Here is a 26026-nt window from a genome sequence, read left to right on the forward strand (position 1 = left end):
GTTGCAAAGCGTCAGAATGCGCGCTGATACGGCAGAATGCCGGAGCGCAGCATTTCTGCGGAGCCGAGACTATGATCGCTGCTCAGGCCGCGCAGTTCGACGTTGAACGAAACTCTGTTGTCGTAAACGCTGGTATTGTTGCTGTTGTTCCAGTCGGTGATCTTGCGCTCATAGCCCAGCGTCACCGCCCAGCAGCAGGTGTTGTACTTCAGCCCCACCAGCTGATCGGCGGATTGTTTGGCGCGGGTGTCGTAGTAGTACGCCCCGACCACCGCCCAACGATCGGCGATCGGCCAGCTGCCGGTGATGCCCACCTGCGAGATGCCGTCCTGGAAGGCCGGAACCGTTTTGGTGTTCAACGCCGTCTGGATATATTCCGGCGTGGCGTAACGGTAGTTCAGCTGCACTACGCGCTCGGCATCCTGGCGGTATTCCACCACGCCGTTGCCCAGCGAGACGCTGTTCAGGCGGGTGTCGTACTGCAGGCCGCCGCGCAGGCCCCAACGATCGTCGATTTTCCAATAGGTATCGCCGGCCCAGGCCACGCTGCCGGTATCGTCGTTGTTGTCGTACCCGGTTACCCGATCGCCGGTGCGCGAACGGCTGAAGTAGTAGATTTGACCCACGGAAGCGTTAAAACGTTCAACCAGCGCGTCATCATAAATGCGCGTGGTCAAACCGGTAGACACGCGGTTCTGCGAAGCGATGCGATCCAGGCCGCTGTAGGTGCGATCGCGGAACAGGCCGGAGTAGTCGGTCTGCAGCAGCGTGGTGTCGTAGGTGTAGATGTTGCTCTGGTCGCGGTACGGCACGTACAGGTACTGCACGCGCGGCTCCAGCGTCTGGGTGGCGCCTTCGGCCCAGATCATCGGCCGCTCGAACACCAGCTTGCCGTCGACTTTGAACTGCGGCAGTACGCGGTTGACCGAATCATCGAGCTCCGGCGCGGCAGCGTTTTTGCGGCTCTGGTAGTTGGCGGCGAAACCGTCAGGAATATCCTGCTGGTAATGGGTCGCCATCACCTTGGCTTCGGTGTTCAGGCTGGCCCAGCCGTTGGTGAGCGGCAGACTCAGCGTCGGTTCCATATGCAGACGGGTGGCGTCCGGGCTGTATGGGTTGACGCTGGTGAACTTGGCCGCCTGGCCGTAAATATGGAAATCGAACGGGCCGAGGTCGTTCTTGTAGTAGTTCAGATCCAACTGCGGCTGGACTTTATACGAGTCCGACTGTGAGCGATCGGTATCGTCGTAAATCTGGAACTGCTTGGAGCTCAGCGTGGCGTTCCAGTTCTCGTTGGCGTAGCCGAGGCTGAATTTCTGCGTGGCGTAGCCGTCGGTGGTGGAGCCGTATTTGGAGTCCAGATCGGTGAAGTACTTGGAATCGCTGACCTTGGTGTAATCGACGTTGAAGCGCCACACCTGATCCATAACGCCGTTGTGGTTCCAGTAGAACAGCCAGCGTTTGTTGTCGTCATGATCTTTGCCGTATTCCTTATCGTCCGGCAACCAGTCGAACTCCATCAGGCCGAGGCCCGGCTGCACCAGATAACGGAACTCGGTCTGCCACTGCAGGCCGCGCTTGGACATATAGTGCGGGGTAATGGTGGCGTCGTAGTTCGGCGCGATGTTCCAGTAATACGGCAACATGAACTCGAAGCCGTTGTTGCTGCCGTACTTGGCGTTCGGGATCAGGAAGCCGGAACGGCGCTTGTCGCCGACCGGCAGCTGCAAGTACGGGCTGTAGAACACCGGCACGCCACCGATGCGGAAGCGGGCGTTCCATATTTCCGCCACCTGCTCTTCGCGATCGTGGATCACTTCGGAACCGACCACGCTCCAGCTGTCGTCGCCCGGCAGACAGGAGGTAAAGGTGCCGTTTTCCAGGATGGTGTAACGGTTGGCGCCGCGCATTTTCATCTTGTCGGCGTCGCCACGCCCCTGACGGCCTACCATCTGGTAGTCGCCTTCATAGACGTCGGTATCTTTGGTATTCAGGTTAGACCAGGCCTTCGGGCCTTTCAGTTTGATCTGATTGTCGCTGTAGTGCACGTCGCCGGTGGCGGTGACGGTACGCACCGGTTCCGTCTGGCCGGGGTTTTGCGTCTGATTCAGCTCAACTTCTTTGGCGGTCAGGGTGCTGTTGCCCTGCTCGATATGCACGTTGCCGCTGAACAGGGCGCTTTTCGGGTAGTCGGCGCGCGAGTCATCGGCATTGATGGTCACCGGCTGGCTGTTCGGATCGCCGCTGACCAAAGGCTTGTCGTAAACAGGAACGCCAAGCATGCATTGCTCGGCCAGATCAGCCAGCGCATGCTGACTGTAGAGTGCCGTCCAAATCATCGTGGCCAGCAGTGTTGGGAAACTTTTTTTCATACGCGGTTTTGGTGTTCCGTCATCAGAGGCGTCGTGTCCGGCAAACGGTCAGAGACTATATTACTCATCTGCGTTGCGCTAGTGCTAAATCCAGCCGTTTACTTGCGTCGTCGTTAGGCGCAAAGATAAATGACAGGTATGATAATCCAAATTCTAGGAAAAATCGCCTGCGCCCTTTCCTGAAACGGAGGAGAGCGGGCGGCTTTCGGCATGATAATTGAGGAGTATATGCAGTATTGGGGAAAACTGCTCGGCGTCATCGTCGCCATCTGGTCTGGCGCGGGATTCTGGGGTGTAGTTCTGGGGCTGATTATCGGTCATATGATCGATACGGCGCGCAGCAACAAGCGCAGCCGGGGGTTTTTCACCGACCAGCAAACGCGGCAAACGCTGTTTTTCCGCACCACTTTTCAGGTTATGGGCCACCTGACCAAATCCAAAGGACGCGTCACCGAGGCGGATATCCAGATCGCCAGCCTGTTCATGGATCGCCTGCAGCTGCACGGCGAAGCCCGCACTGCGGCGCAGCAGGCGTTCCGCGAGGGCAAACAGAGCCAGTTCCCGCTGCGTGAGACGCTGCAGCAGTTCCGCAGCATCTGTTTCGGCCGCTTCGATCTGATTCGGATGTTTCTGGAAATTCAGATTCAGGCGGCGTTCGCCGACGGCTCGCTGCACCCGAACGAACGTCAGGTGCTGTATGTCATCGCCGAAGAGCTGGGCATTTCGCGCGCGCAGTTCGATCAGTTCCTCAGCATGATGGAGGGCGGGCGTCAGTTCGGCGGTGGTCAGCAGGGCGGGTATTCGCAGGGCGGCTATCAGCAGGCTCAGCGCGGCCCGACGCTCGACGATGCGTGCAAGGTGCTCGGCGTGCGCAGCAGCGACGATGCCGCCACCATCAAACGCGCCTACCGCAAGCTGATGAGCGAACATCATCCGGATAAGCTGGTGGCGAAAGGCTTGCCGCCGGAGATGATGGAAATGGCCAAGCAGAAAGCGCAGGAGATCCAGGCGGCGTACGACCTGATCAAACGCGAGAAAGGTTTTAAATAAGCGATGAAAGCGGGCCCGGCATGCCGGGCCCGTTTAATATGTGGTTCAGAAATCCGGCTCGGCGCGAAAGTGCATCGGCGTCTGGAAGGCGGGGTGGGTGATGCGCAGCTCTTGCGCATGCAGCTGCAGCCGCGGCGCCATCGCTTTGGCCTCCGGCGGGGCGTAGAAACCGTCGCCGAGGATCGGGTGTCCCAGCGCCAGCATGTGCACCCGCAGCTGATGCGAGCGGCCGGTGATCGGCGTCAGCTTCACGCGGGTGCTGCCGTCGGCGTCGCGCGACAGCACCAGATATTCCGTCTGCGCCGCTTTGCCGGTGTCAAAACACACCTTTTGCAGCGGCCGGTTCGGCCAGTCGCAGATCAGCGGCAAATCCACCAACCCTTCGTCATGCGCCATATGCCCCCAAACGCGGGCGATATAGGATTTCTTCGGTTCGCGTTCGCGAAACTGACGCTTCAGCTCACGCTCGGCGGCCTTGTTGAGCGCCACCACGATCACCCCGCTGGTGGCCATATCCAGCCGGTGCACCGATTCGGCGGCCGGATGATCGGCCTGAATGCGGGTCATCAGGCTGTCTTTGTTTTCCGGCGCGCGGCCGGGCACCGACAGCAAGCCGCTGGGCTTGTTGACCACCATGATGTGTTCATCCTGATACAGGATGTGCAGCGGGTCCTGCGGGGGATTGTAGGGTTCCATCTTGGCTCCGCGAAAAGGGCCGAACGGGGAGGCAACCACCTCCCCGCGTCGCGCCGGTTACTGGTGGGTGACCACCACCAGACGAATGGCGTCGAGACGCCAGCCGGCTTCATTGAGGTTGGCCAGCACCTGACGGCGATTGAACTCCAGCGTCTCGACTTCGTCGTCGCGGATGTTCGGGTTGACCGCCTTCAGCGCTTCCAGACGTGCCAGCTCGGCGCTCAGCTTGTCGTCCGCCTCTTGCTTCGCCTGTTCGATAAGCGTGCGAGCCTGCGCTTCCACCAGGCTTTCCGCCTGCTGCAGCATGGCGTGCACGTCTTGCTGCACGGCGTTGACCAGCTTGCTGGAGGTGTGGCGGTTGACCGCGTTCAACTGGCGGTTGAAGCTTTCGAACTCGACCTGCGCCGCCAGGTTGGTGCCCTTGCGGTCCATCAGCATGCGGATCGGCGTCGGCGGCAGGAAGCGGGTCAGCTGCAGGTGCTTCGGCGCCTGGGCTTCCACCACGTACACCAGCTCAACCAGCAAGGTGCCGACCGGCAACGCTTTGTTTTTCAACAGGGACACCGCACAACTGCCGGTATCGCCGGACAGGATAAGATCCAGACCGTTGCGGATGATCGGGTGTTCCCAGCTGACGAACTGCGCGTCTTCGCGCGACAGCGCCTGATCGCGATCGAAGGTGACGGTGCAGCCGTCCTGCGGCAGGCCCGGGAAGTCCGGCACCAGCATATGGTCGGACGGCGTGAGCACGATCAGGTTGTCGCTGCGATCTTCCTGATTGATGCCGACGATGTCGAACAGGTTGAGCGCGAAGCCCACCAGGTTAACGTCGTTATCTTGCTCGGCGATGGCGGCGGCCAGCGCCTGGGCTTTGTCGCCGCCGTTGGAGTGCATCTCCAGCAGGCGGTCGCGGCCTTGTTCCAGCTGCGCTTTCAACTGGTCATGCTGTTGGCGGCAGGCGTGGATGAATTCGTCCAGGCCCTCCTGCTCGGTCGGCGCGGCCAGATAGCCGATCAACTGCTCGTAGCAGCTGTCGTAGATGGTGCGGCCGGTCGGGCAGGTGTGTTCGAAGGCGTCGAGCCCTTCGTGGAACCAGCGGCCCAGCACCGCCTGTGCGGTGTGCTCCAGGTAAGGCACCATGATTTGGATATCGTGCATCTGGCCGATACGGTCCAGACGGCCGATGCGCTGTTCCAGCAGATCCGGATTGAACGGCAGATCGAACATCACCAGTTGGCTGGCGAACTGGAAGTTGCGGCCTTCGGAGCCGATCTCGGAACACAGCAGCACCTGCGCGCCTTCCTCTTCGGAGGCGAAGTAGGCGGCGGCGCGGTCGCGCTCTATGATCGACAGCCCTTCGTGGAACACCGCGGCGCGGATCGCTTCACGCTCGCGCAGCACCTGCTCCAGCTGCAGCGCGGTATCGGCTTTAGCGCAGATCACCAGCACTTTTTCGTTGCGGTTGGCCAGCAGGTAATCCAGCAACCATTCGACGCGCGGGTCGAAGTTCCACCAGGTGGCGTTCTCGCCTTCGAATTCCTGGTAGATCTGCTCCGGATACAGCATGTCGCGCGCGCGCGCTTCGACGGATTTCTTGGCGCCCATGATGCCGGACACTTTGATCGCGGTCTGATACTGGGTCGGCAACGGCAGCTTGATCTGGTGCAGGTTGCGGTGCGGGAAGCCCTTCACGCCGTTGCGGGTGTTGCGGAACAGCACGCGGCTGGTGCCGTGGCGATCCATCAGCATGGCCACCAGCTCCTGGCGCGCCTGCTCGGCGTTGTCGCCTTCGCTGTTGGCCGCTTTGAGCAGCGGTTCGATGTCCTGCTCGTCGATCAGCTCGCCCAGCAGGTTCAGCTTGTCGTCGGCCAGGCGTTCACCGCTCAGCAGCAGGGTGACGGCGTCGGCCACCGGACGGTATTTCTGCTGTTCGGCGACGAACTCGCCGTAGTCGTGGAAACGGTTCGGATCGAGCAGGCGCAGGCGCGCAAAGTGGCTCTGTTGGCCCAGCTGTTCCGGGGTGGCGGTCAGCAGCAGCACGCCGGGGATATGCTCGGCCAGCTGTTCGATCACCTGATATTCGCGGCTCGGCGCTTCTTCGCTCCAGGCCAGGTGGTGCGCTTCATCGACCACCAGCAGATCCCACTGGGCGTCCGCCAGCTCTTCCAGGCGCTGCTTGTTGCGGCGCACGAAGTCCAGCGAGCAGATCACCAGCTGTTCGGTCTCGAACGGGTTGCTGCTGTCGAGCTTGGCTTCGGCGTAGCGGCTGTCGTCGAACAGCGAGAAGTAGAGGTTGAAGCGGCGCATCATCTCCACCAGCCACTGGTGCTGCAGCGTTTCCGGCACCACGATCAGCACGCGCTCGGCGCGGCCCGCCAGCAGTTGCTGGTGGATGATCATGCCGGCTTCGATGGTTTTGCCGAGGCCGACTTCGTCCGCCAACAGAACGCGCGGCGCATGGCGCTGGCCGACTTCATGAGCGATGTGCAGCTGGTGCGGGATCAGGCTGGCGCGCATGCCGCGCAGGCCGGCGAACGGCAGGCGATACTGCTCGCTCTGGTATTTGCGGGCGCGAAAACGCAGCGCGAAACGGTCCATGCGGTCGATTTGGCCGGCGAACAGGCGATCCTGCGGCTTGCTGAAGGTCAGTTTGCTGTCCAGCAGCACTTCGCGCATCGCCACGCCGCTTTCCTGGGTGTCCAGGCGGGTGCCGATATAGGTCAACAGACCGTTTTCCTCTTTCACCTCTTCCACCTGCAGCTGCCATCCCTCGTGGCTGCTGACGGTATCGCCCGGGTTGAACATCACGCGGGTGATCGGCGAATCGTTTCTGGCATAGAGGCGGTTTTCACCGGTGGCGGGGAAAAGCAGGGTAATCATGCGCGCATCCAGCGCCACGACGGTGCCCAGTCCTAATTCGCTTTCCGTGTCGCTGATCCAGCGTTGACCAAGAGTAAAAGGCATATATTGTCGGCTCGATTCTTTGTAAGTAAGTCTTGTTACCGGGCGGGAAGGGCCGCGGCACCTGTACTGAACATCGGTTAATCCCGGTTTGTTTTAAATTTGACGGGCAATAGCCGTTCACGCCATGCAGACGTCGCGAGACGGCAGGGCTAAGCGTGGTTCAGTTTTGGGAAGGGCGCTATGGTAATGGAAGGCGGCGCGTTCGTCACCTGCAAAACCGGATGATTTTTCTTAACCTGGCGCAATCTCAAAACAGCCCCATCTGCCCGGTGACCAGCGTGGTGAAGTCGTCGTGCAAGAAAGGGAGTATAGCGTCTGCCACCGGTTGCAGCTGACGTTCGAGGTAGTGCTGATAATCGATGGGCGAATGGCGGGTTTCCAGCGGTTCCGGCCCGGCGACGGTCATCACGTAGCTGATCCAGCCGCCGTTCTGATACTGCAGCGGCCGCCCCTGACTGCGGTTGTAGTCGTCGGCGATGCGCGCGGCGCGGGCGTGCGGCGGCACATTGCGCTGATAGTCGTCGAGCTTTCTGCGCAGCCGTTTGCGGTACACCAATTGATCGTCGAAGTCGCCGTTCAGGGTTTTGCCGACGTAGTCGCGCACATAGTCCTGGTAGGGCTGTTGTTTGAAGATGCGCTGATAGAGCTGCTGCTGGAACTGCTGCGCCAGCGGCGTCCAGTCGGTGCGCACCGTTTCCAGGCCTTTGTACACCATCTCTTCCTGGCCGTCGGCGCGCGCGATCAGGCCAGCGTAGCGTTTCTTGCTGCCCTGCTCGGCGCCGCGAATGGTCGGCATCAGGAAGCGGGAATAGTGGGTTTCGAACTCCAGCTCCAACGCGTTCTCCAGCCCGAACTGCTGCTGCAGATGCTGTTGCCACCAGGCGTTGACCCGTTGCACCAGCGCCCGGCCGATCTGCGCCGCCTGTTGCTCGTCATGCGGCTGTTTCAGCCAGACGAAGGTGGAGTCGGTGTCGCCGTAAATCACCTGATAGCCTTCGGCTTCGATCAGCTCGCGGGTTTGGCGCATGATCTCGTGGCCGCGCAGGGTGATCGACGACGCCAGCCGCGGATCGAAGAAGCGGCAGCCGCTCGATCCCAGCACGCCGTAAAGCGCGTTCATGATGATCTTCAGCGCCTGCGACAGGGGCTTGTTGTGCTGGCGTTTGGCGGCCTCGCGCCCCTGCCAGATCTGTTCGACGATCGCCGGCAGGCAGTGTTTGCTGCGGGAGAAGCGGGCGTTGCGAAAGCCGGGCACCGAGTCGGCGTCGTTTGGGTGGCGCATGCCTTCCACCAACCCGACCGGATCGATCAAGAAGGTGCGGATGATCGACGGGTACAGACTTTTATAGTCCAGCACCAGCACCGAGTCGTACAGGCCGGGCCGGGAATCCATCACAAAGCCGCCGGGGCTGTGTTCCTCCGGCTGTTCGCCGAGGTTGGGGGCGACAAAGCCCAGGCGATGCATGCGCGGCATATAGAGGTGGCTGAAGGCCGCCACCGATCCGCCGCTGCGATCGGCCGCCAGCCCGGTGACGGTGGCGCGCTCCAGCAGGAAGTTGAGCAGATCGGCCTTGGCGAAAATCCGCGTCACCAGCTCGCAGTCTTTCAGGTTGTAGCGGGCCAGCGCCGGCTTGTCTTCGGCGAAGCGCCGGTCGATCTCCGCCATGCGCTGATAAGGGTTGTCGATCGCCTTGCCTTCGCCCAGCAGTTCCTGCGAAACGTATTCCAGGCTGAAGGAGGGAAAATTCCAGGTGGCGGATTTCAGCGCCTCGATGCCGTCGATGATCAGGCGGCCGGCGGCGGCGGCGAAAAAGTGATTCTGCTTGAAACCATGCTCGCGCCATTCCAGCAGGTTGCCGCCGCGCCCCAGCCGCAGCGGGATTTGGTAGCGCTCGGCGTGCTTTTGCAGCACCCGCAGATCGAACTGCACCAGGTTCCAGCCGATGATGGCGTCGGGATCGTGACGCTCCAGCCACGCGTTCAGTCGTTCCAGCAGTTGAGGGCGGCTGGCGCAGTATTCCAGATCGAAATCCAGTGGCTCATCGCCGCCGTTGGCCGGCCCCAGCATGTAGACCTGCCGCTGGCCGCAGCCTTCCAGCGCGATGGAGTAAAGCTCGCCGTGGGCGGTGGTTTCGATATCCAGCGACACCAGTTTTAGCGTTGGGCGGTACTCCGGCGCCGGCTTCATTTGGCCGCCGAGCAACGGCCCATTGCCGTCGCCCTGGCCGTTGAACCATACCGGCGCGGTAATGAAGCGTTCCATCAGGTAGCGCTCGGGCGGGCGAATGTCGGCCTCGTAGACCGCAACGCCGCCTTCCCGCAGCAGTTTTTCCAGCTTGATGAGCTGACGGTGCTGGCGGCAGTACAGCCCCAGCATCGGCCGGTGATGAAAATCCGTTAGCGCCAGCGGTTTCAGTTCGACTTGCCGCTCTTCTCGCAGCAGCAGTTCCGCGCGCTGCCTTTGTTCGGCGGGGATAAACGCCACCGAGGTTTGCGGCGGCAGACGCAGCTGGCGCGGGCCCGCGTCGGTCGCCAGCCAAAATTCGACCTCGGTGCCGGCGGGCGTGTCGCGCCAGTGGCGAGTGAGCAGGAACCCCTGTTGCAGTGCTGTCATAACCCCTTCGTTTTTCGCCGGGCGGCGTGTGCGACGTTCAGCGTGATGTCGGTTTTGGCGCTAATATAGATAAATTACAGTATGGGTTTTTATACAGTGATTGTCCATTGCCGCGCGGCGTTGCCAAATACGCATACAATTCATCGATTGACTCGCCAGCGGCGGCGCTGGAAAATCCTCGGCCCCGTTTGGCCCGAATAATCCACAGAGGTGTAATGGAAGCCTATTTACAAGATTTGATCACCCAGTCACTGGCTTTCACTCTGATGGTCGTTCTGCTGGTCGCTTTTCTGGAGTCGTTGGCGCTGGTGGGGCTGCTGTTGCCTGGCACGGTGATGATGGCCAGCATCGGCGCGCTGATCGGCAGCGGCAAGGTGGATTTTTACTACGCCTGGGCGACGGGCATCGTCGGCTGCCTGCTCGGCGATTGGATCTCCTATTTCGTCGGTCGCGCCTTTAAGGGGCCTTTGCACCGCTGGTCGTTCCTGAAGAAGAACAAAGCGCTGCTCGACAAAACCGAACATGCCTTGCACCAGCACAGCATGGCGACCATTTTGATCGGCCGCTTCGTTGGCCCGACGCGCCCGCTGGTGCCGATGGTGGCCGGCATGCTCGATTTGCCGCCGTACAAGTTTGCGTTGCCGAACATCATCGGTTGCCTGACCTGGCCGCCGGTCTATTTCTTCCCCGGCATTCTGGCGGGGGTGGCGATCGATATCCCCGCCGACGCCAACAGCGCGACGTTCAAGTGGCTGTTGCTCGCGGCGGCGCTGCTGGTCTGGCTGGCGGTGTGGCTGAGCTGGCGCTGGTGGCGCGAGGGCAAGCGCAACGCCGATCGGCTGAGCCGTTGGCTGACGCCGCTGCGGCTGCGCGTGGTGTGCGGATTGAGTTGGCTGGCGGCGTTGGCGGTCGGCTATTTGCTGAGCCAACAGCCGCTGATGCCGGTGTACCGGCATCTGTTGTGGCAGGTGCTGTCCGGGCAATGATTGCGGGGGCATTAGCCCCCGTTCGCCTTACTGGAAGAACGCTTCCAGCTGTTCAAATACCCGCACGTCTTCGCTGTGGCGCTTCACCCGCAGCACGTCTTCCAGCTTTTCCACCTGGCTTATCATTTGTTCCAGCCGCTGATCGTCGGCGACCAATAGCCAAATGCGGCTCTGTTGGCCGTCTTTCAACGGCAGACACAGAATGCCTTCGACGTTGAACGCGCGGCGGGCGAACAGCCCGCAAACGTGCGACATCACGCCGGGATGGTTGCGCACCGCCAGCTCCAGGATCACCTGTGGTTTATCTTGTGGTTGCAGCATGGCTTATTCTCCAATCATGTCGATGTTGGCGGCGCCCGGCGGCACCATCGGGAACACTTTTTCGTTGATATCGATCAGCGCGTGGATCAGGCAGGGACCCGGGCGCTGGATCGCCTCAGCCAGTGCCGCCTGAGGATCTTCCGCGGCGTTCAGATCGCAGGTATCCAGCCCGAATCCGGCGGCGATTTTCAGGAAGTCGGTACGCTTCGGATAGGCGGCGGCGAAGATGCGCTGTTGGTAGAACAGGGTTTGCTGTTGGTGCACCAGCCCCAGCGCCTGGTTGTTCATCAAAATGATTTTCACGTCCAGATCGTGCTCGACCGCGGTGGCCATTTCCTGAATGTTCATCATCAGGCTGCCGTCGCCGGAGAAGCACAGCACTTTACGTTCGGGCTCCGCCAACGCCGCGCCGATCGCCGCCGGCAGACCGAAGCCCATGGTGCCCAGGCCGCCCGACGTCAGCCACTGGCGCGGCCGGCTCAGCGGATAGGCCTGCGCTACCCACATCTGATGCTGACCCACGTCGGTGGTGATGATGGCGCTGTCGTCCACGCAGCGCGCGGCGGCCAGCACCAGGCCGTAATGGCTCAGCGGATCGTCGGCGTTCGGCATGTTGAACGGGAATTCGCGCTTCAGATCGTTGACGGTGTTCAGCCACGCGCTGCGCGGCTGCGTGTCGATCTGCGGCAGCAGCTGTTGCAGCACCTGGCCGACGTCGGCATGGATCGCCACGTTGGCCTGTTTGACCTTGCCCAGCTCGGCGCGGTCGATATCCACATGAATGATGGCGGCGTTAGGGCAGAACTGCTCGGTTTTGCCGATCGCCCGATCGTCGAAGCGCGCGCCCAGCACGATCAGCAGATCGGCCTCCTGCAGAATGAAGTTGGTGCTGCGCGCGGCGTGCATGCCCAGCATGCCCAGCGACAGCGGGTGTTCCACCGGCATCGCGCCCAGCGCCATCAGCGTCATGGTGGTGGGCAGACCGGCGCGCTCGGCCAGTTCCAGCGCCTGCCGGTGAGCGTCGGCGCAGATGATGCCGCCGCCCAGGTAGAGGATGGGGCGTTTCGCCTGATTGATCATCGCGGCGGCCTGCGAAACCAGCGCCGGATCGAAGCTCGGGGCGGCGTCCGGCACGGCGATTGGCGGCAACTCTTCCAGGGTGATGGTGGCGGTCTGCACGTCTTTCGGCACATCGATCCAGACCGGGCCGGGGCGGCCGGACTCGGCGATGCGGAACGCGTCGCCAATCACCTGCGGCAGCTCGCGGATATCGCGCACCAGATGGTTGTGCTTGGTGATCGGGATGGAAATGCCGTAGGTGTCCACTTCCTGGAAGGCGTCGGTGCCGATCATCGAGGAAGGCACCTGCCCGGTGATGCACACCAGCGGAATGGAGTCGAGCTTGGCGTCGGCGATGGCGGTGACCAGGTTGGTGGCGCCCGGCCCGCTGGAGGCGATGCACACCGCCGCTTTGCCGTTGGCGCGCGCCATGCCTTGCGCCATAAAGCCCGCGCCCTGTTCGTGGCGCGCCAGCACGTGGTGAATGCGGGTGCTTTGGCTCAGCGCGTCATACAGCGGCAGCGCGGCGCCGCCGGGAATGCCGGCGACGGTGGTGATGCCCTGACGCTCCAGCAGATGAACGATCAATTGTGCGCCGGTGAAGCGGGTACTCGGTTGAGGCGTGCCCGAAGTTGCCATGTTCCTGTCCTTTCTCAAGGCCGGTGAGCTTTTCTGGGCAGGGTGCTAAAACAAGAAACCCCGCCCGGTTTGCGCCGGCGGGGTTTGGGAATCGATGCGTTGATTCGGACCCTACGGCGCATTGCCGACGACCACCACCACACGCACGACGACCACCGCGGCTGGTAGCGCGGTAACTAGTAGGGTCGAAGTCAGCGAGGATGCGATCACAGGGAACCTTATCATCAGTAAAAAAAGTCAGGTTTTTATAAAAACACAGGCGCAAAATTCGCACAACAGGTTTATTGGCGCAGCATAAAAAACGCGCGTCAGATCACGCTTTACCCGAAATGCCCAGCACGCGCGCTTCCGGTGCGCTGCCGTCCAGCAGGGCCTGCGTCGGGCCGTCGTAGTAGATGCGGCCGTCGACCACCAGCAGCGTGCGCGGCGCGATGCGCGCTGCGTCGTCGAGGTTGTGCGACACCATCAGCAGCGTCAGGTCGCGCTGTTCGCACACCGTCTGCAGCAGTTGCAGCATCTCGTTGCGCAGCGCCGGATCGAGCGCCGAGAAGGGTTCGTCGAGCAACAGGATCGGCCGCCGGCGAATCAAACAGCGCGCCAGCGCGGCGCGCTGACGCTGGCCGCCGGAAAGCTGCGACGGTAGGCGATCCTGGTGTTCTTCCAGGCCGACCTGGCGGGCGATGTGTTCTCGCTGTTGGCGCTGCTGCGCAGTCAAGCGCAGACCGGGATCCAACCCCAACCCGATGTTCTGCGCCACCGTCAGGTGCGCGAACAGGTTGTTTTCCTGAAACAGCATCGACACCGGCCGTTTGGCCGGCGGCGTGGCGGTGTGGTCTTCGCCGTTCAGCAGCAGCCGGCCGCTGGCCGCCGGCAGAAAACCGGCGATCAGGCTCAGCAGGGTGCTTTTACCGGCGCCGCTGGGGCCGAGCACCGCGACGCGCTCGCCCGGCTGGATGCGCAGATCAAAGCGCATCGGCAGGTGTTCATACAGATAGGTCAGTTTTTCAAGCGTCAGCATGGCGGCCCGGTAAGCGTTCAATCAGGGTAAACAGCAGGAAGCACAGCAGCAGCAACAGCAGCGCGGTCACCGCCCCGTCCTGGCTGCGGTAGGCGCCAATCTGCTGATACAGGTAAAAAGGCAGGGTACGGAAATGCTCGTTGCCAAACAAGGCGACCACGCCGAAATCGCCGATCGACAGCACGCAGGCGAAGGCCAGCGCCTGCGCCAGCGGGCGGCGCAGGGCACGCAGTTCAATCAGCCGCAGCCGTCGCCAGCCGCGGATATCCAGCGACAGGCACAGCGGGTTGTAACGTTCGGCGAGGTCGCGCATCGGGTTCTCCAACACCTTCAGCGCATAGGGCACCGCCATCAGCGCATTGGTGAGGATCACCAGCGCATAGGGCGACTGCGGCAACCCGATCGTATCGTTCAGCAGCAGGAAGAACCCGGTGGCCAGCACGATGCCCGGCATCGCCAGGATCACCATGCCGCTCAGCTCCAGCGCTTGGCCGCCGCGCAGCTGCTGCCGCAGTTTCAGCTCGCGGCTGCTCCACAGCAGCATCATCGTGAGCGCCACGCACAGCGCTCCGGCGCCAAGGGCGATGCGCAGCGACGTGAACAGCGCCTGCCACAGCACCGGCTGGCGCAGCACGCTGATGATAGCCTGATTGGCGCCGTCGGCGATCACCGCCAGCAGAGGCGGCAGCAGCAGCAACAGCGCGGCGGCGATCAGCAGAAAATCGCTGATGCGCCGCCACAGGCTGTCTTCCGGGTTGCGCCAGCGCTGGGCGTGGGTATGCCCTACCGGCAATGCCTGGCTCAGGCGTTGGCTGATCAGCACCAGCCCCAGACAACAGCCCAGTTGGATCAGCGCCAGCAGGGCGGCGCGGCCCAGATCGTAGTCGTAACTCAGCGCCTGGTAGATCGCCAGCTCGATGGTGGTGGCCTGCGGCCCGCCGCCCAGTGACAGCACGGTGGCGAAGCTGGCGAAGCACAGCATGAAGATCAGCGCGCCGCTCGGCAGGATTTGGCGGCGCAGCGCCGGCCATTCGACGAAGCGGAACTGCTGCCAGCCGTTCATGCCCAGCTGGGCAGCCAGCTGGCGCTGTTCCACCGGAATATTCTCCAGCGCTTGCAACAACAGGCGGGTAGCCAGCGGCAGGTTAAAGAACAGGTGCGCCAGCAGAATGCCCTGCAGCCCGTAGGGCGAGAAATCATACTCGACGCCCAGCCAGCCGCACAGCGTCGCCAGCCAGCCCTGGCGCCCATAGACGCTGAGTAGGCCGAACACCGCCACCAGCACCGGCAGCACCAGCGTCATGGCGCACAGTCGCAGCAGCAACTGCCGGCCGGGGAAACGACGCCGGTAGAGCGCGCGCGCCAGCAGAATGGCGGGCAGCACCGAAATCAGCGCCGACAGCAGCGCCTGCAGGAAAGTGAAGCGCACCACGTGCCACAGGTAGCTGTCCTGCCACAGGTCGCGCCAGTCGCTGTCCGGCGCGTGACGCCACAGCGAGCCCATCGCCAGCGCGGCGACCAGCAGGATCATGCCGGCGGCCAGCAGCCCCGGCCAGAGCCAGCGGGGGATCAGCGGCTGACGGCGGTTTGCCATGCCCGGATCCAGCCGCCGCGTTGTGTGGCCACCTCTTCGGCGCTGTATTGCAGCGCGGTATGCGGCACGTTCATCTGTTCAAAGCCGACGGGCAGCGGGGTGTTGATCACCGGGTACATCCAGTTGCCGGTCGGGATGGTGTTCTGGAACGCCGGCGTCACCATGAACTGCATGAAACGCTCCGCCAGCTCAGGCTGTTTGGCGGCCTTCAGTTTGCCGGCCACTTCCACCTGCAGGTAGTGGCCTTCGCTGAACGTGGCGGCGGCGTAGCGGTCTTTTTTCTCGGCGATCAGATGATAGGCGGGGGAGGTGGTGTAGCTGAGCACCAGATCGCCTTCGCCTTTCAGGAACAGGCCGTAGGCTTCGCTCCAGCCTTTGGTGACGGTCACGGTCTTTTTCGCCAGCTGCTGCCAGGCGGCCGGCGCCTTGTCGCCATACACTTTTTGCATCCACAGCAGCAGGCCGAGGCCCGGCGTGCTGGTGCGCGGATCTTCGTAGATCACCTTCCAGTCACGATCGCTGCTGACCAGCTCCTGCAGGCTTTTCGGCGGGTTCTTCAGTTTTTCCTTGTCGTAGACGAAGGCGAAATACCCGTAGTCGTAAGGCACGAAAGTCGCGTCCTGCCAGCCGCCCGGCACCGTCAGTTTGGCGGTGTCCACGCCGCTCGGCGCGAACAGGCCGGTTTGCTGCGCCGCCTGCAGCAGGTTGTTGTCCAGCCCCAGCACCACGTCGGCGGCGCTGTTCTTGCCTTCCATGCGCAGGCGGTTCAGCAGTGAGACGCCGTCTTCCAGCGCCACGAACTTCAGCTCACAGTCGCACTCGGCTTCGAAGGCTTTTTTCACCGCCGGGCCTGGGCCCCAGTCGGCGGCGAAGGAATCGTAGGTGTAAACCGTCAGCGTCGGCTTGGCGAACACCGGTGCGGCGCACAGCAGCAATAAGCAGGGCAGATATTTTTTGACCACGTTGCACTCCTGAAAAATAAGGGGGCAAGGGCATCTGAGGGGGCGAGGCGGCGTCGCCGGTTCGCTGGGCTCAAATCCCTCCGCCGGTATTGACCGGATCAGGTTCGACGGGTGTGCTCTCAGCGGAAAATCGGGCTTATCACGCGGCCCGACTCTCCGCACCCCGTTGAGACGGCGCTATTGTAAAGATTAACCGACCCGGGCGAAAGGCGCTTATGCCTCCGGCGGGGCAAACCAGGCTGACTTGAAGTCGAACCAGCCGAGGGTGTTCATTCGCACGCCGCGCATGCTGCGCTGGCCGTGCAACTGCAGCCAGTGGTGGAACAGCGGATGCAGTTGGTGATTGCTGACCAGGCGCTGGCAGAACTCCGCCAGCGGCAGACGGTTGGCGCGCCACAGCGCCGCATCCTGCGCCAGGTCCTCGCTCATGCAATGCTGCATCAGCGGCAGCTCGTACAGCGTGGCGAACAGCGAAAACTCCAGCGGCAGATAGAAGTTGGCGCTGCCGAGCCACAGATCGCTGCGCGCGTCGCCCTGGTGCCAGGTCGCGTAATCCACGCTTTGCACGATCAGGCGGATGCCGTGCTGCGCCAGCAGCGGCTCGATCGCCTGGCGGATGGCGTGGAACTCCGAATGCTCATTGAAGTGAGTCAGCGTCAGTTCGGTCAGCCCCGCCGGTTTGGGCTGCTGCGCCAGCGCGCGGTTGTGGTGCCAGCGCGGCAGCAGGCCGTACGCCGGCGACCAATAGCGCTGGTAGAGCGGCCCGGCGTGGCTCAGCAGCGAAATGGGGTTGATCAATTCGCACAGCCAGCTGCGCATGGCGGGATCGGCCGCCAAGGGAGAGCGCTGATCGAACAGCAGGAAGTAGCAGCCTTCTTCCAGCCGGCTTTCCAGCTCGCTGTTGCCGGTTTCATCGCCCTGCAGCTGTACGCCGGAGTGCACCAGTTCTTCGGAGAACTCCGGCAGCACCCAGATGTTGACCTCATCGATCAGCGCCCGGTAGCCGAAATAGTCGTCGAAGGCGTGGATCTTCATCTGGCTGGGAAGGTTGCGCACCACGCGGTAGGGGCCGGTGCCGATCGGATGGCGGGTGAAGTCCGGCAGATCGCGCCATTCGCGCGGCAGGATCATGGCGTGCACGCTGCCCAGCAGCCAGGGCAGCCAGTGGTCGGGGCTGTGCAGATGCACGTCGACAACGAACGGCGTCGGCGAGGTGACGCTTTCGATATGCGAGAACAGCGGTTGCGAGGTCAGACGCGAAAGCGAGCTGATGACGTCCGCCATCTCCAGCTCGCGGCCATGATGAAAATGGATCGCCGGGCGCAGGTAAAACCGCCAGTGCAGCGGCGTCAGCGCCTGCCAATGGTGGGACAGATCGGATTCGAGTTCCCCGTTTTCCTCATTTATGCGCGTCAGGCCGTTGAAGATCTGACGCGCCAAATGGGTCTCGGAACGCCGCAGCGCCGAGCCGGGCAGCAGGTTGTACAACTGCCGATAGTAGAGCACCCGCAGGATATGTTTCCCCTGACGGAAGCTGCGCCCCAGCTGCGACAACAGCATTTGGCGCACCACGTTTTTGTCGCCCACCAGCTGCACCAACTGATCGATGCGATCCTGCTCCAGCAGCTCCTCGGCCCGCTGTTGCTGCAGCGCCAGGCCGGTGTAATGAAAGGTTAGCCGCGAACGCTTGCCGCGTCCCGACTCCGCCTGCCAGGTGAGCCAGCCCTCCCGCTGCATAGCGCTCAACAGGGAGCGTACGTGGCGCCGCGAGCAGCTCAGCGCCTCCGCCAGCGCCTGCAGCGTGGTGTCGGTGGTTTCACCGTGGCAGCGCTGCCACAGACGGATGAACTGCTGCTGCAATCTGGACGTGGACATAAAAGAGGAACACTCCTGTCTCAACTCGTCAATTTTTCTTTCCCTATATTACGCCGATAATTTTCATCAATGAAAGGGGAGGGCGTAATCATGAAAGCTTTCTTATCCAAATCGTTCTATCAGCGCTATTTCAGCGCGGTGCGTCGGCAGCACGCCGACTGGCTGAGCGTGGTGCCCGAGCAGGCGCGGCTGGCAATATTGGCGCACCTGACGCAATGGGATATCAAAGAGATGAGCGACAAGCAGTATCGCGAGCACCTGTAAGGCGCTGCGGCATAAAAGTTTCTGAGTAATGGTGCTGTTTCACCAGCCAGTGGGTCGCCCCACTGGTTTTTTTATTTGCGGTTAGGGCGATAGACTTGCATTTTCCTCGCCGTGGCCTAAGGTTTTTGCTTCTGCTTTGGGATCAGGGAAGAGGATATGGAACGCCTGAGACGGTTATCACTGCGCATCAACCCCATCTTTGCCGCCTTCCTGCTGATCGCTTTTCTCTCCGGCATCGCCGGCGCGTTGCTGACGCCGACGCTGAGCCTGTTTCTGACCACCGAAGTTAAGGTGCGGCCGCTGTGGGTCGGGTTGTTTTACACCGCCAACGCGGTGGCCGGCATCGTCGTCAGCTTCCTGCTGGCCAAACGTTCCGACACCCGCGGCGATCGGCGCAGGCTGATCCTGCTGTGCTGCCTGATGGCGGTCGGCAACTGCCTGCTGTTCGCTTTCAACCGCGACTACCTGACGCTGATCACCGCCGGGGTGTTGATGTCCGCCGTTGCCAACACCGCCATGCCGCAGATCTTCGCGCTGGCGCGGGAATACGCCGACAGCGAGGCGCGTGAAGTGGTGATGTTCAGTTCGGTGATGCGCGCCCAGCTTTCGCTGGCGTGGGTGATAGGCCCGCCGCTGTCGTTTGCGCTGGCGCTGAATTACGGCTTTACCGTGATGTTCCTGATCGCCGCCGCCACCTTCGCTATCTGCGTGCTGCTGGTCGGGTTCATGCTGCCTTCGGTGCCGCGCGCGGCGGACGGCGACGGGCTGCGGGACGGTGCTTCCGCGCCGATTGCGCCCGCCAGCGCCTGGCGCAATCGCGACGTGCGTCTGCTGTTTATCGCCTCGATGCTGATGTGGACCTGCAACACCATGTATATCATCGACATGCCGCTGTATATTACCGCCGATCTCGGCCTGCCTGAGGGGCTGGCCGGGGTGCTGATGGGCACCGCCGCCGGGCTGGAGATCCCGGCGATGCTGCTGGCCGGTTACTACGTCAAACGTTTCGGCAAGCGCAACATGATGCTGCTGGCGGTGGCGGCGGGCGTGCTGTTTTACCTCGGGCTGACGGTGCTGGCGACCAAGCCGACCCTGATCGCGTTGCAGCTGCTCAACGCGGTGTTTATCGGCATCGTCGCCGGTATCGGCATGCTCTATTTTCAAGATTTGATGCCGGGCCGACCGGGCGCCGCCACCACGCTGTTCACCAACAGCATCTCGACCGGGGTGATCCTGGCCGGGGTGCTGCAGGGCGCGCTGGTGGAGAACCTCGGTCATGGTTCGGTGTATTGGATGGCGGCGCTGCTGGCGCTGGCGGCGCTCTGGATGAGCGCCAAAGTGCGTGAAGTGTGAGGTCAAACGACGGCATTCTTGATGCAAGTCATTGAGAAGGCTGAAGCGGACGCCCAAGCTGAAGGCATATGGAGCGCGATCGTTGCGTCCACGCCCGTCTCGCTATTGAGATGCCGCCTTGTTGTTTAGAACAGTGGGAACGTTATGGATAAACTCACACCGCTCAAACCGCTTCCTTCCCTGTGCGCCCTTGCCGCCACGCTGATCATCTGGTTCCTCATTCCCGTGCCGGAGGGCGTTGCGCCCAACGCCTGGCAGCTGCTGGCGCTGTTTATCGGCACCATCATCGCCATCATCGGCAAGGCGATGCCGATCGGCGCGGTCTCGGTGATTGCCATCGCCCTGGTGGCGGTGACCGGCGTCACCAACCCCGGCAAGCCGGGCGCCGCGCTGGACGACGCGCTCAGCGGTTTTTCCAACCAGCTGATCTGGCTGATCGGCTTTTCTATCATGATCTCCCTCAGCCTGAACAAAACCGGGCTGGGCGCGCGCATCGGCTACTACTTTATCTCGCTGTTCGGTAAAAAAACGCTCGGCATCGCCTATGCATTGACGTTGGCGGAAACCACCCTGGCGCCGGTGACGCCGAGCAACACCGCGCGCGGCGGCGGCATCATTCACCCGATCATGAAATCGATCGCCGACAGCTTTGGTTCCAAACCCGAGCTCAATACCTCCGGCAAGATCGGCCGCTATCTGTCGCTGGTGAACTACAACATTAACCCGGTCACCTCGGCGATGTTTATCACCGCCACGGCGCCTAACCCGCTGATTGTCAGCCTGATCGCCAAAGGCACCCACGGCAGCTTCGAACTGTCCTGGTCGATGTGGGCGATTGCCGCCCTGGTGCCGGGGCTGTGTTCGCTGATCGTGATGCCGCTGGTCATTTATCTGCTGTACCCGCCGGAGGTGAAAAGCACCCCGGACGCGCCGCGTTTTGCCTGCGAAAAGCTGCAGGCGCTGGGGCCGGTGACGCTGCCGGAGAAAATTACTCTCGCGGTGTTCGCGCTGCTGTTGGTACTGTGGGCCGGCATTCCGGCGATGATTTTCGGCCCGGCGCTGGCGGTCAATCCTACCACCGCGGCGCTGATCGGCCTGGCGGTGCTGCTGGCTACCGGGGTGCTGAGCTGGGAGGATGTGCTGAAGCATAAAGGGGCCTGGGATACCGTCGTGTGGTTCTCGGCGCTGGTGATGATGGCCAGTTTCCTCGGCAAGCTGGGGCTGATCGGCTGGCTGTCGCAGACCGTCGGCAACGGCATCGACCATATGGGCATGAGTTGGGTGGGCGGCACGATCTTGCTGACCATCATTTATCTGTATTCTCACTATTTCTTCGCCAGCACCACTGCGCACGTAACGGCGATGTTCGCCGCCTTCTTCGCTGCCGGCATCGCGCTCGGCGCGCCGCCGGCGCTGCTGGGCCTGATCCTGGCGTTCTCTTCTTCGCTGATGATGTCGCTGACGCATTACGGGACCGGCACCGCGCCGATCATCTTTGGCTCCGGCTATGTGACGTTGGGGGAGTGGTGGAAAGCGGGATGGGTGATGAGCGTGGTTAACCTACTGATCTGGATAGTGATCGGCGGCGCATGGTGGAAGCTGCTGGGCTACTGGTGAGGAAAAAATTCACCCGCCGGGCGGCGGGTGAAGGGGATTAATTCAGAAACGCCGGCTGCTGCGCTTCGTAGCGGGAGATGTCCGCTTCATGCTGCAGCGTCAGGCCGATGCTGTCCAGCCCGTTGATCATGCAGTGGCGGCGGAAGCTGTCTATTTCGAACGGATAGCTTTTGCCACCGGCGTTGACCGTCTGGTTCTCCAGATCCACCACGAACTCCGTACCCTCGTTGGCGTCAACCAGTTTGAACAGCTCATCCACCTGCTGCTCGCTCAGCGTGACCGGCAACAGCTGGTTGTTAAACGAGTTGCCGTAGAAGATATCGGCGAAGCTCGGCGCGATCACCACTTTGAAACCGTAGTCGGTCAGCGCCCAAGGGGCGTGTTCGCGCGAGGAGCCGCAGCCGAAGTTCTCCCGCGCCAATAGGATGCTGGCGCCTTTATAGCGCGGTTTGTTCAGCACGAACTCCGGGTTGGGTTGCTGGCCGGCATCGTCGAGGAAGCGCCAGTCGTTGAACAGGTGCTGGCCGAAACCGGTACGGGTCACCTTCTGTAAAAACTGCTTGGGAATAATGGCGTCGGTGTCGACGTTGGCCGAATCCAAAGGCACCACTAAGCCGGTATGTTGAGTAAATTTAGCCACGTTAGCCCCTTAGTGAATATCACGGATGTCAGCGAAGTGACCGGCGACGGCGGCCGCGGCGGCCATTGCCGGGCTGACCAGGTGGGTGCGCCCACCGCGGCCCTGGCGCCCTTCGAAGTTACGGTTGCTGGTGGACGCGCAGCGCTCGCCCGGATTCAGACGGTCGTTGTTCATCGCCAGGCACATCGAGCAACCCGGCAAGCGCCATTCGAAACCGGCTTCAATAAAGATTTTGTCCAACCCTTCGGCTTCCGCCTGGGCCTTCACCGGGCCGGAGCCCGGCACCACGATGGCCTGCACGCCGTTGGCGACCTTGCGCCCCTTGGCGATCGCCGCCGCCGCACGCAGATCTTCGATGCGCGAGTTGGTGCAGGAACCGATGAACACTTTGTCGATCGGCACTTCGGTCAATTTGATGCCCGGCTTCAAATCCATGTAGGCCAGCGCTTTCTCGGCGGAGGCGCGCTCAACCGGATCGTTAAACGATTCCGGCGCCGGGATCGCCTGATTGACGGCGATCACCTGGCCAGGGTTGGTGCCCCAGGTGACCTGCGGCGCGATCTCTTCGGCGCGCAGCGTCACCACGGTATCGAACTGGGCGTCGGCGTCGGACTTCAGCGTGCGCCAGTAAGCGACCGCCTGCTCCCAGTTTTCACCGGTCGGCGCGAACTGACGCCCCTTCAGGTAGGCGAAGGTGGTGTCGTCCGGCGCGACCAACCCGGCTTTGGCGCCCATTTCGATCGCCATGTTGCACAGGGTCATGCGGCCTTCCATGCTCAATGCCTCGATCGCCTTGCCGCAGAACTCCACCACGTGGCCGGTGCCGCCGGCGCTGCCGGTTTTGCCGATCACCGCCAGCACGATGTCTTTGGCGGTAATGCCCTCGGCGGCATCGCCGGTGACCTCAATCTTCATGGTTTTGGCCCGGCCCTGCTTCAGGGTCTGGGTCGCCAGCACGTGCTCCACTTCGGAGGTGCCGATGCCGAACGCCAGCGAGCCGAAGGCGCCGTGGGTCGCGGTGTGTGAATCGCCGCAGACGATGGTCATGCCCGGCAGCGTCATGCCTTGCTCCGGCCCGATCACGTGCACGATGCCCTGGAACGGGTGGTTCAGGTCATACAGCGAAACGCCGAATTCCGCGCAGTTCTTGATCAGCTCCTGCATCTGGATGCGCGCCATCTCACCGCTGGCGTTGATGTCTTTGGTCTGGGTCGACACGTTGTGATCCATGGTGGCGAAGGTTTTGCCGGGCTGGCGCACCTTCCGGCCCATGGCGCGCAGGCCGTCGAACGCCTGCGGCGACGTGACTTCGTGCACCAGGTGACGGTCGATATACAGCAGCGGCGTCTCGTTCGGCGCTTCGTGCACCACGTGGGCATCATACAATTTCTGGTATAAGGTCTTGGCCATGTTATGCCCCCTGAGCTACAAAGCGAGCGATGATGTCGCCCATTTCATCGGTGCTGACGGCTTTGCCGTCACCGGCCAGATCGGCGGTGCGGTAGCCCTGTTCCAACGCCTGGTTGATGGCGCGCTCTACGGCGTCGGCCGCTTCATCGGCGCCCAGGCTATAACGCAGCAGCAGGGTGGCGGACAGGATCTGCGCAATCGGGTTGGCGATGCCTTTGCCGGCGATATCCGGCGCGGAACCGCCCGCAGGTTCGTACAGGCCGAAGCCTTGCTCGTTCAGGCTGGCGGACGGCAGCATGCCCATCGAGCCGGTGATCATCGCGCACTCGTCGGACAGGATGTCGCCGAACAGGTTGGAACACAGCAGCACGTCGAACTGGGACGGATCCTTGATCAGCTGCATGGTGGCGTTGTCGATATACATGTGCGACAGCGACACGTCCGGGTAATCCTTGGCGACCTGATTGACCACTTCACGCCACAAGATGGAGCTTTGCAGCACGTTGGCCTTGTCGATCGACGTCACCTTGTGGCGGCGCTTGCGGGCGGATTCGAAGGCGATGCGCGCGATGCGTTCAATCTCGAAACGGTGATACACCTCGGTGTCGAAGGCGCGCTCCTGCATGCCCTGGCCTTCGCGGCCCTTCGGCTGGCCGAAATAGATGCCGCCGGTCAGTTCGCGCACGCACAGAATGTCGAAGCCGCGGGCGGCGATATCGGCGCGCAGCGGGCAGAACGCCTCCAACCCTTGATACAGGCGGGCCGGGCGCAGGTTGCTGAACAGTTTGAAGTGCTTGCGCAGTGGCAACAGCGCGCCGCGTTCCGGCTGCTCGGCCGGCGGCAGGTGTTCCCATTTCGGGCCGCCCACCGAACCGAACAGGATGGCGTCGGCCTGCTCGCAGCCGGCGACGGTCGCCGCCGGCAACGGGCTGCCGTGGCGATCGATGGCGATGCCGCCGACGTCGTACTCGGCGGTGGTGATGCGAATGTCAAAGCGTTGACGCACCGCGTCCAACACTTTGCGCGCCTGAGCCATTACTTCCGGGCCGATACCGTCTCCGGGCAAGACGGCAATGTGATAAGTCTTCGTCATGTTCACACCGTTTCCTGATTATTTTGATGTTTGTTTTGCTGCAGACGCTGTTTTTCTTTTTCTACCTGCTGTGAGCGCCAAATATTGTTCAACACGTGCACCATCGCCTTGGCGGAGGATTCGACGATGTCGGTCGCCAGACCCACGCCATGGAAACGACGGCCGTTATAAGAGACGACGATATCCACCTGGCCCAGCGCATCGCGCCCATGGCCTTTGGCGGTCAACTGGTACTTCACCAGTTCGATCGGGTAATCGGTGATGCGATTGATCGCCTGATAGACCGCATCGACCGGGCCGTTGCCGGTGGCGGCTTCGGCTTTCTCTTCGCCGCCGCAGATCAGTTTCACCGAGGCGGTGGCCATGATGCTGCTGCCGGACTGCACGCTGAAGTAACCCAGGCTGAAGTGTTCCGGTTCTTCCTGTTGTTTGTTGATGAAGGCCAGCGCCTCCAGGTCATAGTCGAACACCTGGCCTTTTTTGTCGGCCAGCTTCAGGAAGGCGGCGTACAGGGTATCCAGGTTGTAGTCCTGCTCCTGGTAGCCCATCTCTTCCATGCGGTGTTTCACCGCCGCGCGGCCGGAGCGGGAGGTCAGGTTCAACTGCACGTCTTTCAGGCCGATCGACTGCGGGGTCATGATTTCGTAGTTTTCGCGGTTCTTCAGCACGCCGTCCTGGTGAATGCCGGAGGAGTGGGCGAAGGCGTTGGCGCCGACGATCGCCTTGTTGGCCGGGATCGGCATGTTGCACAGCTGGCTGACGATCTGGCTGGTGCGGAAGATTTCCTGATGATTGATGTTGGTGTGCACGTTCATGATGTCCTGGCGCACCTTAATCGCCATGATCACCTCTTCCAGCGAACAGTTGCCGGCGCGCTCACCGATGCCGTTCAGGGTGCCTTCCACCTGACGGGCGCCGGCCTGGACCGCGGCAATGGAATTGCCGACCGCCATGCCCAAATCGTCGTGGCAGTGTACGGAAATGATGGCTTTGTCGATGTTCGGCACGCGATCATACAAGGTGGTGATGATGCCGCCGAACTGGTTCGGCGTGGTGTAGCCGACGGTGTCCGGAATATTGATGGTGGTGGCGCCGGCGTTGATGGCGGCTTCGACCACGCGGCACAGGTTGTCGATCGGCGTGCGGCCGGCGTCTTCGCAGGAGAATTCCACGTCGTCGGTATAGTTGCGGGCGCGTTTGACCGAGCGCACCGCCATCTCCAACACTTCGTCGAACGAGCGCTTCAGCTTCGATTCGATGTGCAGGGTGGAGGTGGCCAGGAACACGTGGATACGGAACGCTTCAGCGACGCGCAACGCTTCGGCGGCCACGTCGATGTCTTTGTCCACGCAGCGGGCCAGGCCGCAGACGCGACTGTTCTTGATCTGGCGAGCGATGGTTTGCACCGATTCGAAATCGCCCGGCGAAGAGACCGGGAAGCCGACTTCCATCACGTCAACGCCCATTCTTTCCAGCGCCAGCGCAATCTGAATCTTCTC

20 protein-coding genes and 1 riboswitch are annotated in these 26026 nt (G+C 62.2%); of the genes, 5 read left to right on the plus strand and 15 right to left on the minus strand.

The genetic code is table 11. The features are described from left to right. Positions 1 to 11: 11 nt before the first annotated feature. Positions 12 to 2372, minus strand: coding sequence for an LPS assembly protein LptD (lptD, locus tag CPH57_RS24130; protein WP_021505352.1), 2361 nt, complete (start codon positions 2370 to 2372; stop codon positions 12 to 14). 228 nt (positions 2373 to 2600) lie between these two features. Here lptD and djlA point away from each other — a divergent pair, with 228 nt between their 5' ends. After that, complete coding sequence (gene djlA / locus CPH57_RS24135; RefSeq protein WP_025301546.1) at positions 2601 to 3422, plus strand: co-chaperone DjlA; 822 nt, start codon at positions 2601 to 2603, stop codon at positions 3420 to 3422. 45 nt (positions 3423 to 3467) lie between these two features. On the opposite strand, the gene rluA is transcribed toward djlA, so the two are convergent. The 3 genes from rluA to CPH57_RS24150 all read right to left on the minus strand — a co-directional run bounded on the left by rluA (position 3468) and on the right by CPH57_RS24150 (position 9696). Next, on the minus strand, positions 3468 to 4118 hold the full coding sequence (rluA, locus tag CPH57_RS24140; protein ID WP_033641835.1) for a bifunctional tRNA pseudouridine(32) synthase/23S rRNA pseudouridine(746) synthase RluA: 651 nt from the start codon (positions 4116 to 4118) through the stop codon (positions 3468 to 3470). Positions 4119 to 4175: 57 nt separating this feature from the next. Next, positions 4176 to 7082, minus strand: coding sequence for an RNA polymerase-associated protein RapA (rapA, locus tag CPH57_RS24145; RefSeq protein ID WP_047025192.1), 2907 nt, complete (start codon positions 7080 to 7082; stop codon positions 4176 to 4178). A 247-nt stretch (positions 7083 to 7329) separates the two neighbouring features. Then, positions 7330 to 9696 carry a DNA polymerase II gene (locus CPH57_RS24150; protein WP_096242807.1) on the minus strand — a complete coding sequence of 789 codons (2367 nt, stop codon included), beginning with the start codon at positions 9694 to 9696 and terminating at the stop codon, positions 7330 to 7332. Between the two features lie 215 nt (positions 9697 to 9911). Here CPH57_RS24150 and CPH57_RS24155 point away from each other — a divergent pair, with 215 nt between their 5' ends. Beyond that, complete coding sequence (locus CPH57_RS24155; RefSeq protein WP_096242808.1) at positions 9912 to 10682, plus strand: DedA family protein; 771 nt, start codon at positions 9912 to 9914, stop codon at positions 10680 to 10682. A gap of 27 nt (positions 10683 to 10709) precedes the next feature. Here CPH57_RS24155 and ilvN read toward each other — a convergent pair whose 3' ends face one another. The 7 genes from ilvN to sgrR all read right to left on the minus strand — a co-directional run bounded on the left by ilvN (position 10710) and on the right by sgrR (position 18150). Beyond that, positions 10710 to 11003, minus strand: a complete 294-nt coding sequence (gene ilvN, locus CPH57_RS24160; protein WP_033641839.1) for an acetolactate synthase small subunit — start codon at positions 11001 to 11003, stop codon at positions 10710 to 10712. A 3-nt stretch (positions 11004 to 11006) separates the two neighbouring features. Next, positions 11007 to 12701, minus strand: a complete 1695-nt coding sequence (gene ilvB, locus CPH57_RS24165) for an acetolactate synthase large subunit (RefSeq protein ID WP_042783677.1) — start codon at positions 12699 to 12701, stop codon at positions 11007 to 11009. A 111-nt stretch (positions 12702 to 12812) separates the two neighbouring features. Next, positions 12813 to 12926 carry an ilvB operon leader peptide IvbL gene (ivbL, locus tag CPH57_RS24505; protein ID WP_154747116.1) on the minus strand — a complete coding sequence of 38 codons (114 nt, stop codon included), beginning with the start codon at positions 12924 to 12926 and terminating at the stop codon, positions 12813 to 12815. Positions 12927 to 13014: 88 nt separating this feature from the next. Continuing rightward, a complete protein-coding gene (gene thiQ, locus CPH57_RS24170) occupies positions 13015 to 13719 on the minus strand; it encodes a thiamine ABC transporter ATP-binding protein ThiQ (RefSeq protein ID WP_042783678.1) in 705 nt (234 codons plus the stop codon). Beyond that, positions 13706 to 15313 carry a thiamine/thiamine pyrophosphate ABC transporter permease ThiP gene (gene thiP / locus CPH57_RS24175; RefSeq protein ID WP_096242809.1) on the minus strand — a complete coding sequence of 536 codons (1608 nt, stop codon included), beginning with the start codon at positions 15311 to 15313 and terminating at the stop codon, positions 13706 to 13708. Before thiP ends, thiQ begins: the two co-directional genes overlap by 14 nt. Continuing rightward, on the minus strand, positions 15289 to 16275 hold the full coding sequence (gene thiB / locus CPH57_RS24180) for a thiamine ABC transporter substrate binding subunit (RefSeq protein ID WP_042783680.1): 987 nt from the start codon (positions 16273 to 16275) through the stop codon (positions 15289 to 15291). The genes thiP and thiB overlap by 25 nt, the downstream gene beginning before the upstream one ends. 57 nt (positions 16276 to 16332) lie before the next feature. Beyond that, positions 16333 to 16451, minus strand: a riboswitch (TPP riboswitch). 37 nt (positions 16452 to 16488) lie between these two features. Further along, positions 16489 to 18150 (minus strand): HTH-type transcriptional regulator SgrR, encoded by a 1662-nt coding sequence (gene sgrR, locus CPH57_RS24185; protein ID WP_047025197.1) that lies wholly within the window; start codon positions 18148 to 18150, stop codon positions 16489 to 16491. Between the two features lie 90 nt (positions 18151 to 18240). On the opposite strand from sgrR, the gene sgrT reads away from it, so the two are divergent. The 3 genes from sgrT to CPH57_RS24200 all read left to right on the plus strand — a co-directional run bounded on the left by sgrT (position 18241) and on the right by CPH57_RS24200 (position 21384). Beyond that, positions 18241 to 18414, plus strand: coding sequence for a glucose uptake inhibitor SgrT (gene sgrT / locus CPH57_RS24190; RefSeq protein WP_071883530.1), 174 nt, complete (start codon positions 18241 to 18243; stop codon positions 18412 to 18414). Positions 18415 to 18570: 156 nt separating this feature from the next. Further along, the gene (locus tag CPH57_RS24195; RefSeq protein ID WP_033641845.1) at positions 18571 to 19767 is read left to right on the plus strand and encodes a sugar efflux transporter; all 1197 of its coding nucleotides are present in this window, start codon (positions 18571 to 18573) and stop codon (positions 19765 to 19767) included. Positions 19768 to 19911: 144 nt separating this feature from the next. Continuing rightward, the gene (locus tag CPH57_RS24200) at positions 19912 to 21384 is read left to right on the plus strand and encodes a DASS family sodium-coupled anion symporter (RefSeq protein ID WP_047572680.1); all 1473 of its coding nucleotides are present in this window, start codon (positions 19912 to 19914) and stop codon (positions 21382 to 21384) included. 37 nt (positions 21385 to 21421) lie between these two features. Here the strand turns inward: CPH57_RS24200 and leuD are convergent, their stop codons facing one another. The 4 genes from leuD to leuA all read right to left on the minus strand — a co-directional run. After that, positions 21422 to 22024, minus strand: a complete 603-nt coding sequence (gene leuD, locus CPH57_RS24205) for a 3-isopropylmalate dehydratase small subunit (protein ID WP_096242810.1) — start codon at positions 22022 to 22024, stop codon at positions 21422 to 21424. A 9-nt stretch (positions 22025 to 22033) separates the two neighbouring features. Beyond that, positions 22034 to 23434, minus strand: a complete 1401-nt coding sequence (leuC, locus tag CPH57_RS24210; RefSeq protein ID WP_033651676.1) for a 3-isopropylmalate dehydratase large subunit — start codon at positions 23432 to 23434, stop codon at positions 22034 to 22036. A 1-nt stretch (position 23435) separates the two neighbouring features. Further along, entirely contained in the window at positions 23436 to 24527 is a 1092-nt protein-coding gene (gene leuB, locus CPH57_RS24215; RefSeq protein ID WP_025159635.1) for a 3-isopropylmalate dehydrogenase, read from the minus strand. Positions 24528 to 24529: 2 nt separating this feature from the next. Continuing rightward, positions 24530 to 26026 (minus strand): 2-isopropylmalate synthase (gene leuA / locus CPH57_RS24225; protein WP_096242811.1); only part of this gene is annotated, 1497 nt, incomplete at its 5' end.

The organism is Serratia sp. JKS000199 (assembly GCF_900215455.1).
Taxonomy (GTDB): domain Bacteria; phylum Pseudomonadota; class Gammaproteobacteria; order Enterobacterales; family Enterobacteriaceae; genus Serratia; species Serratia ureilytica.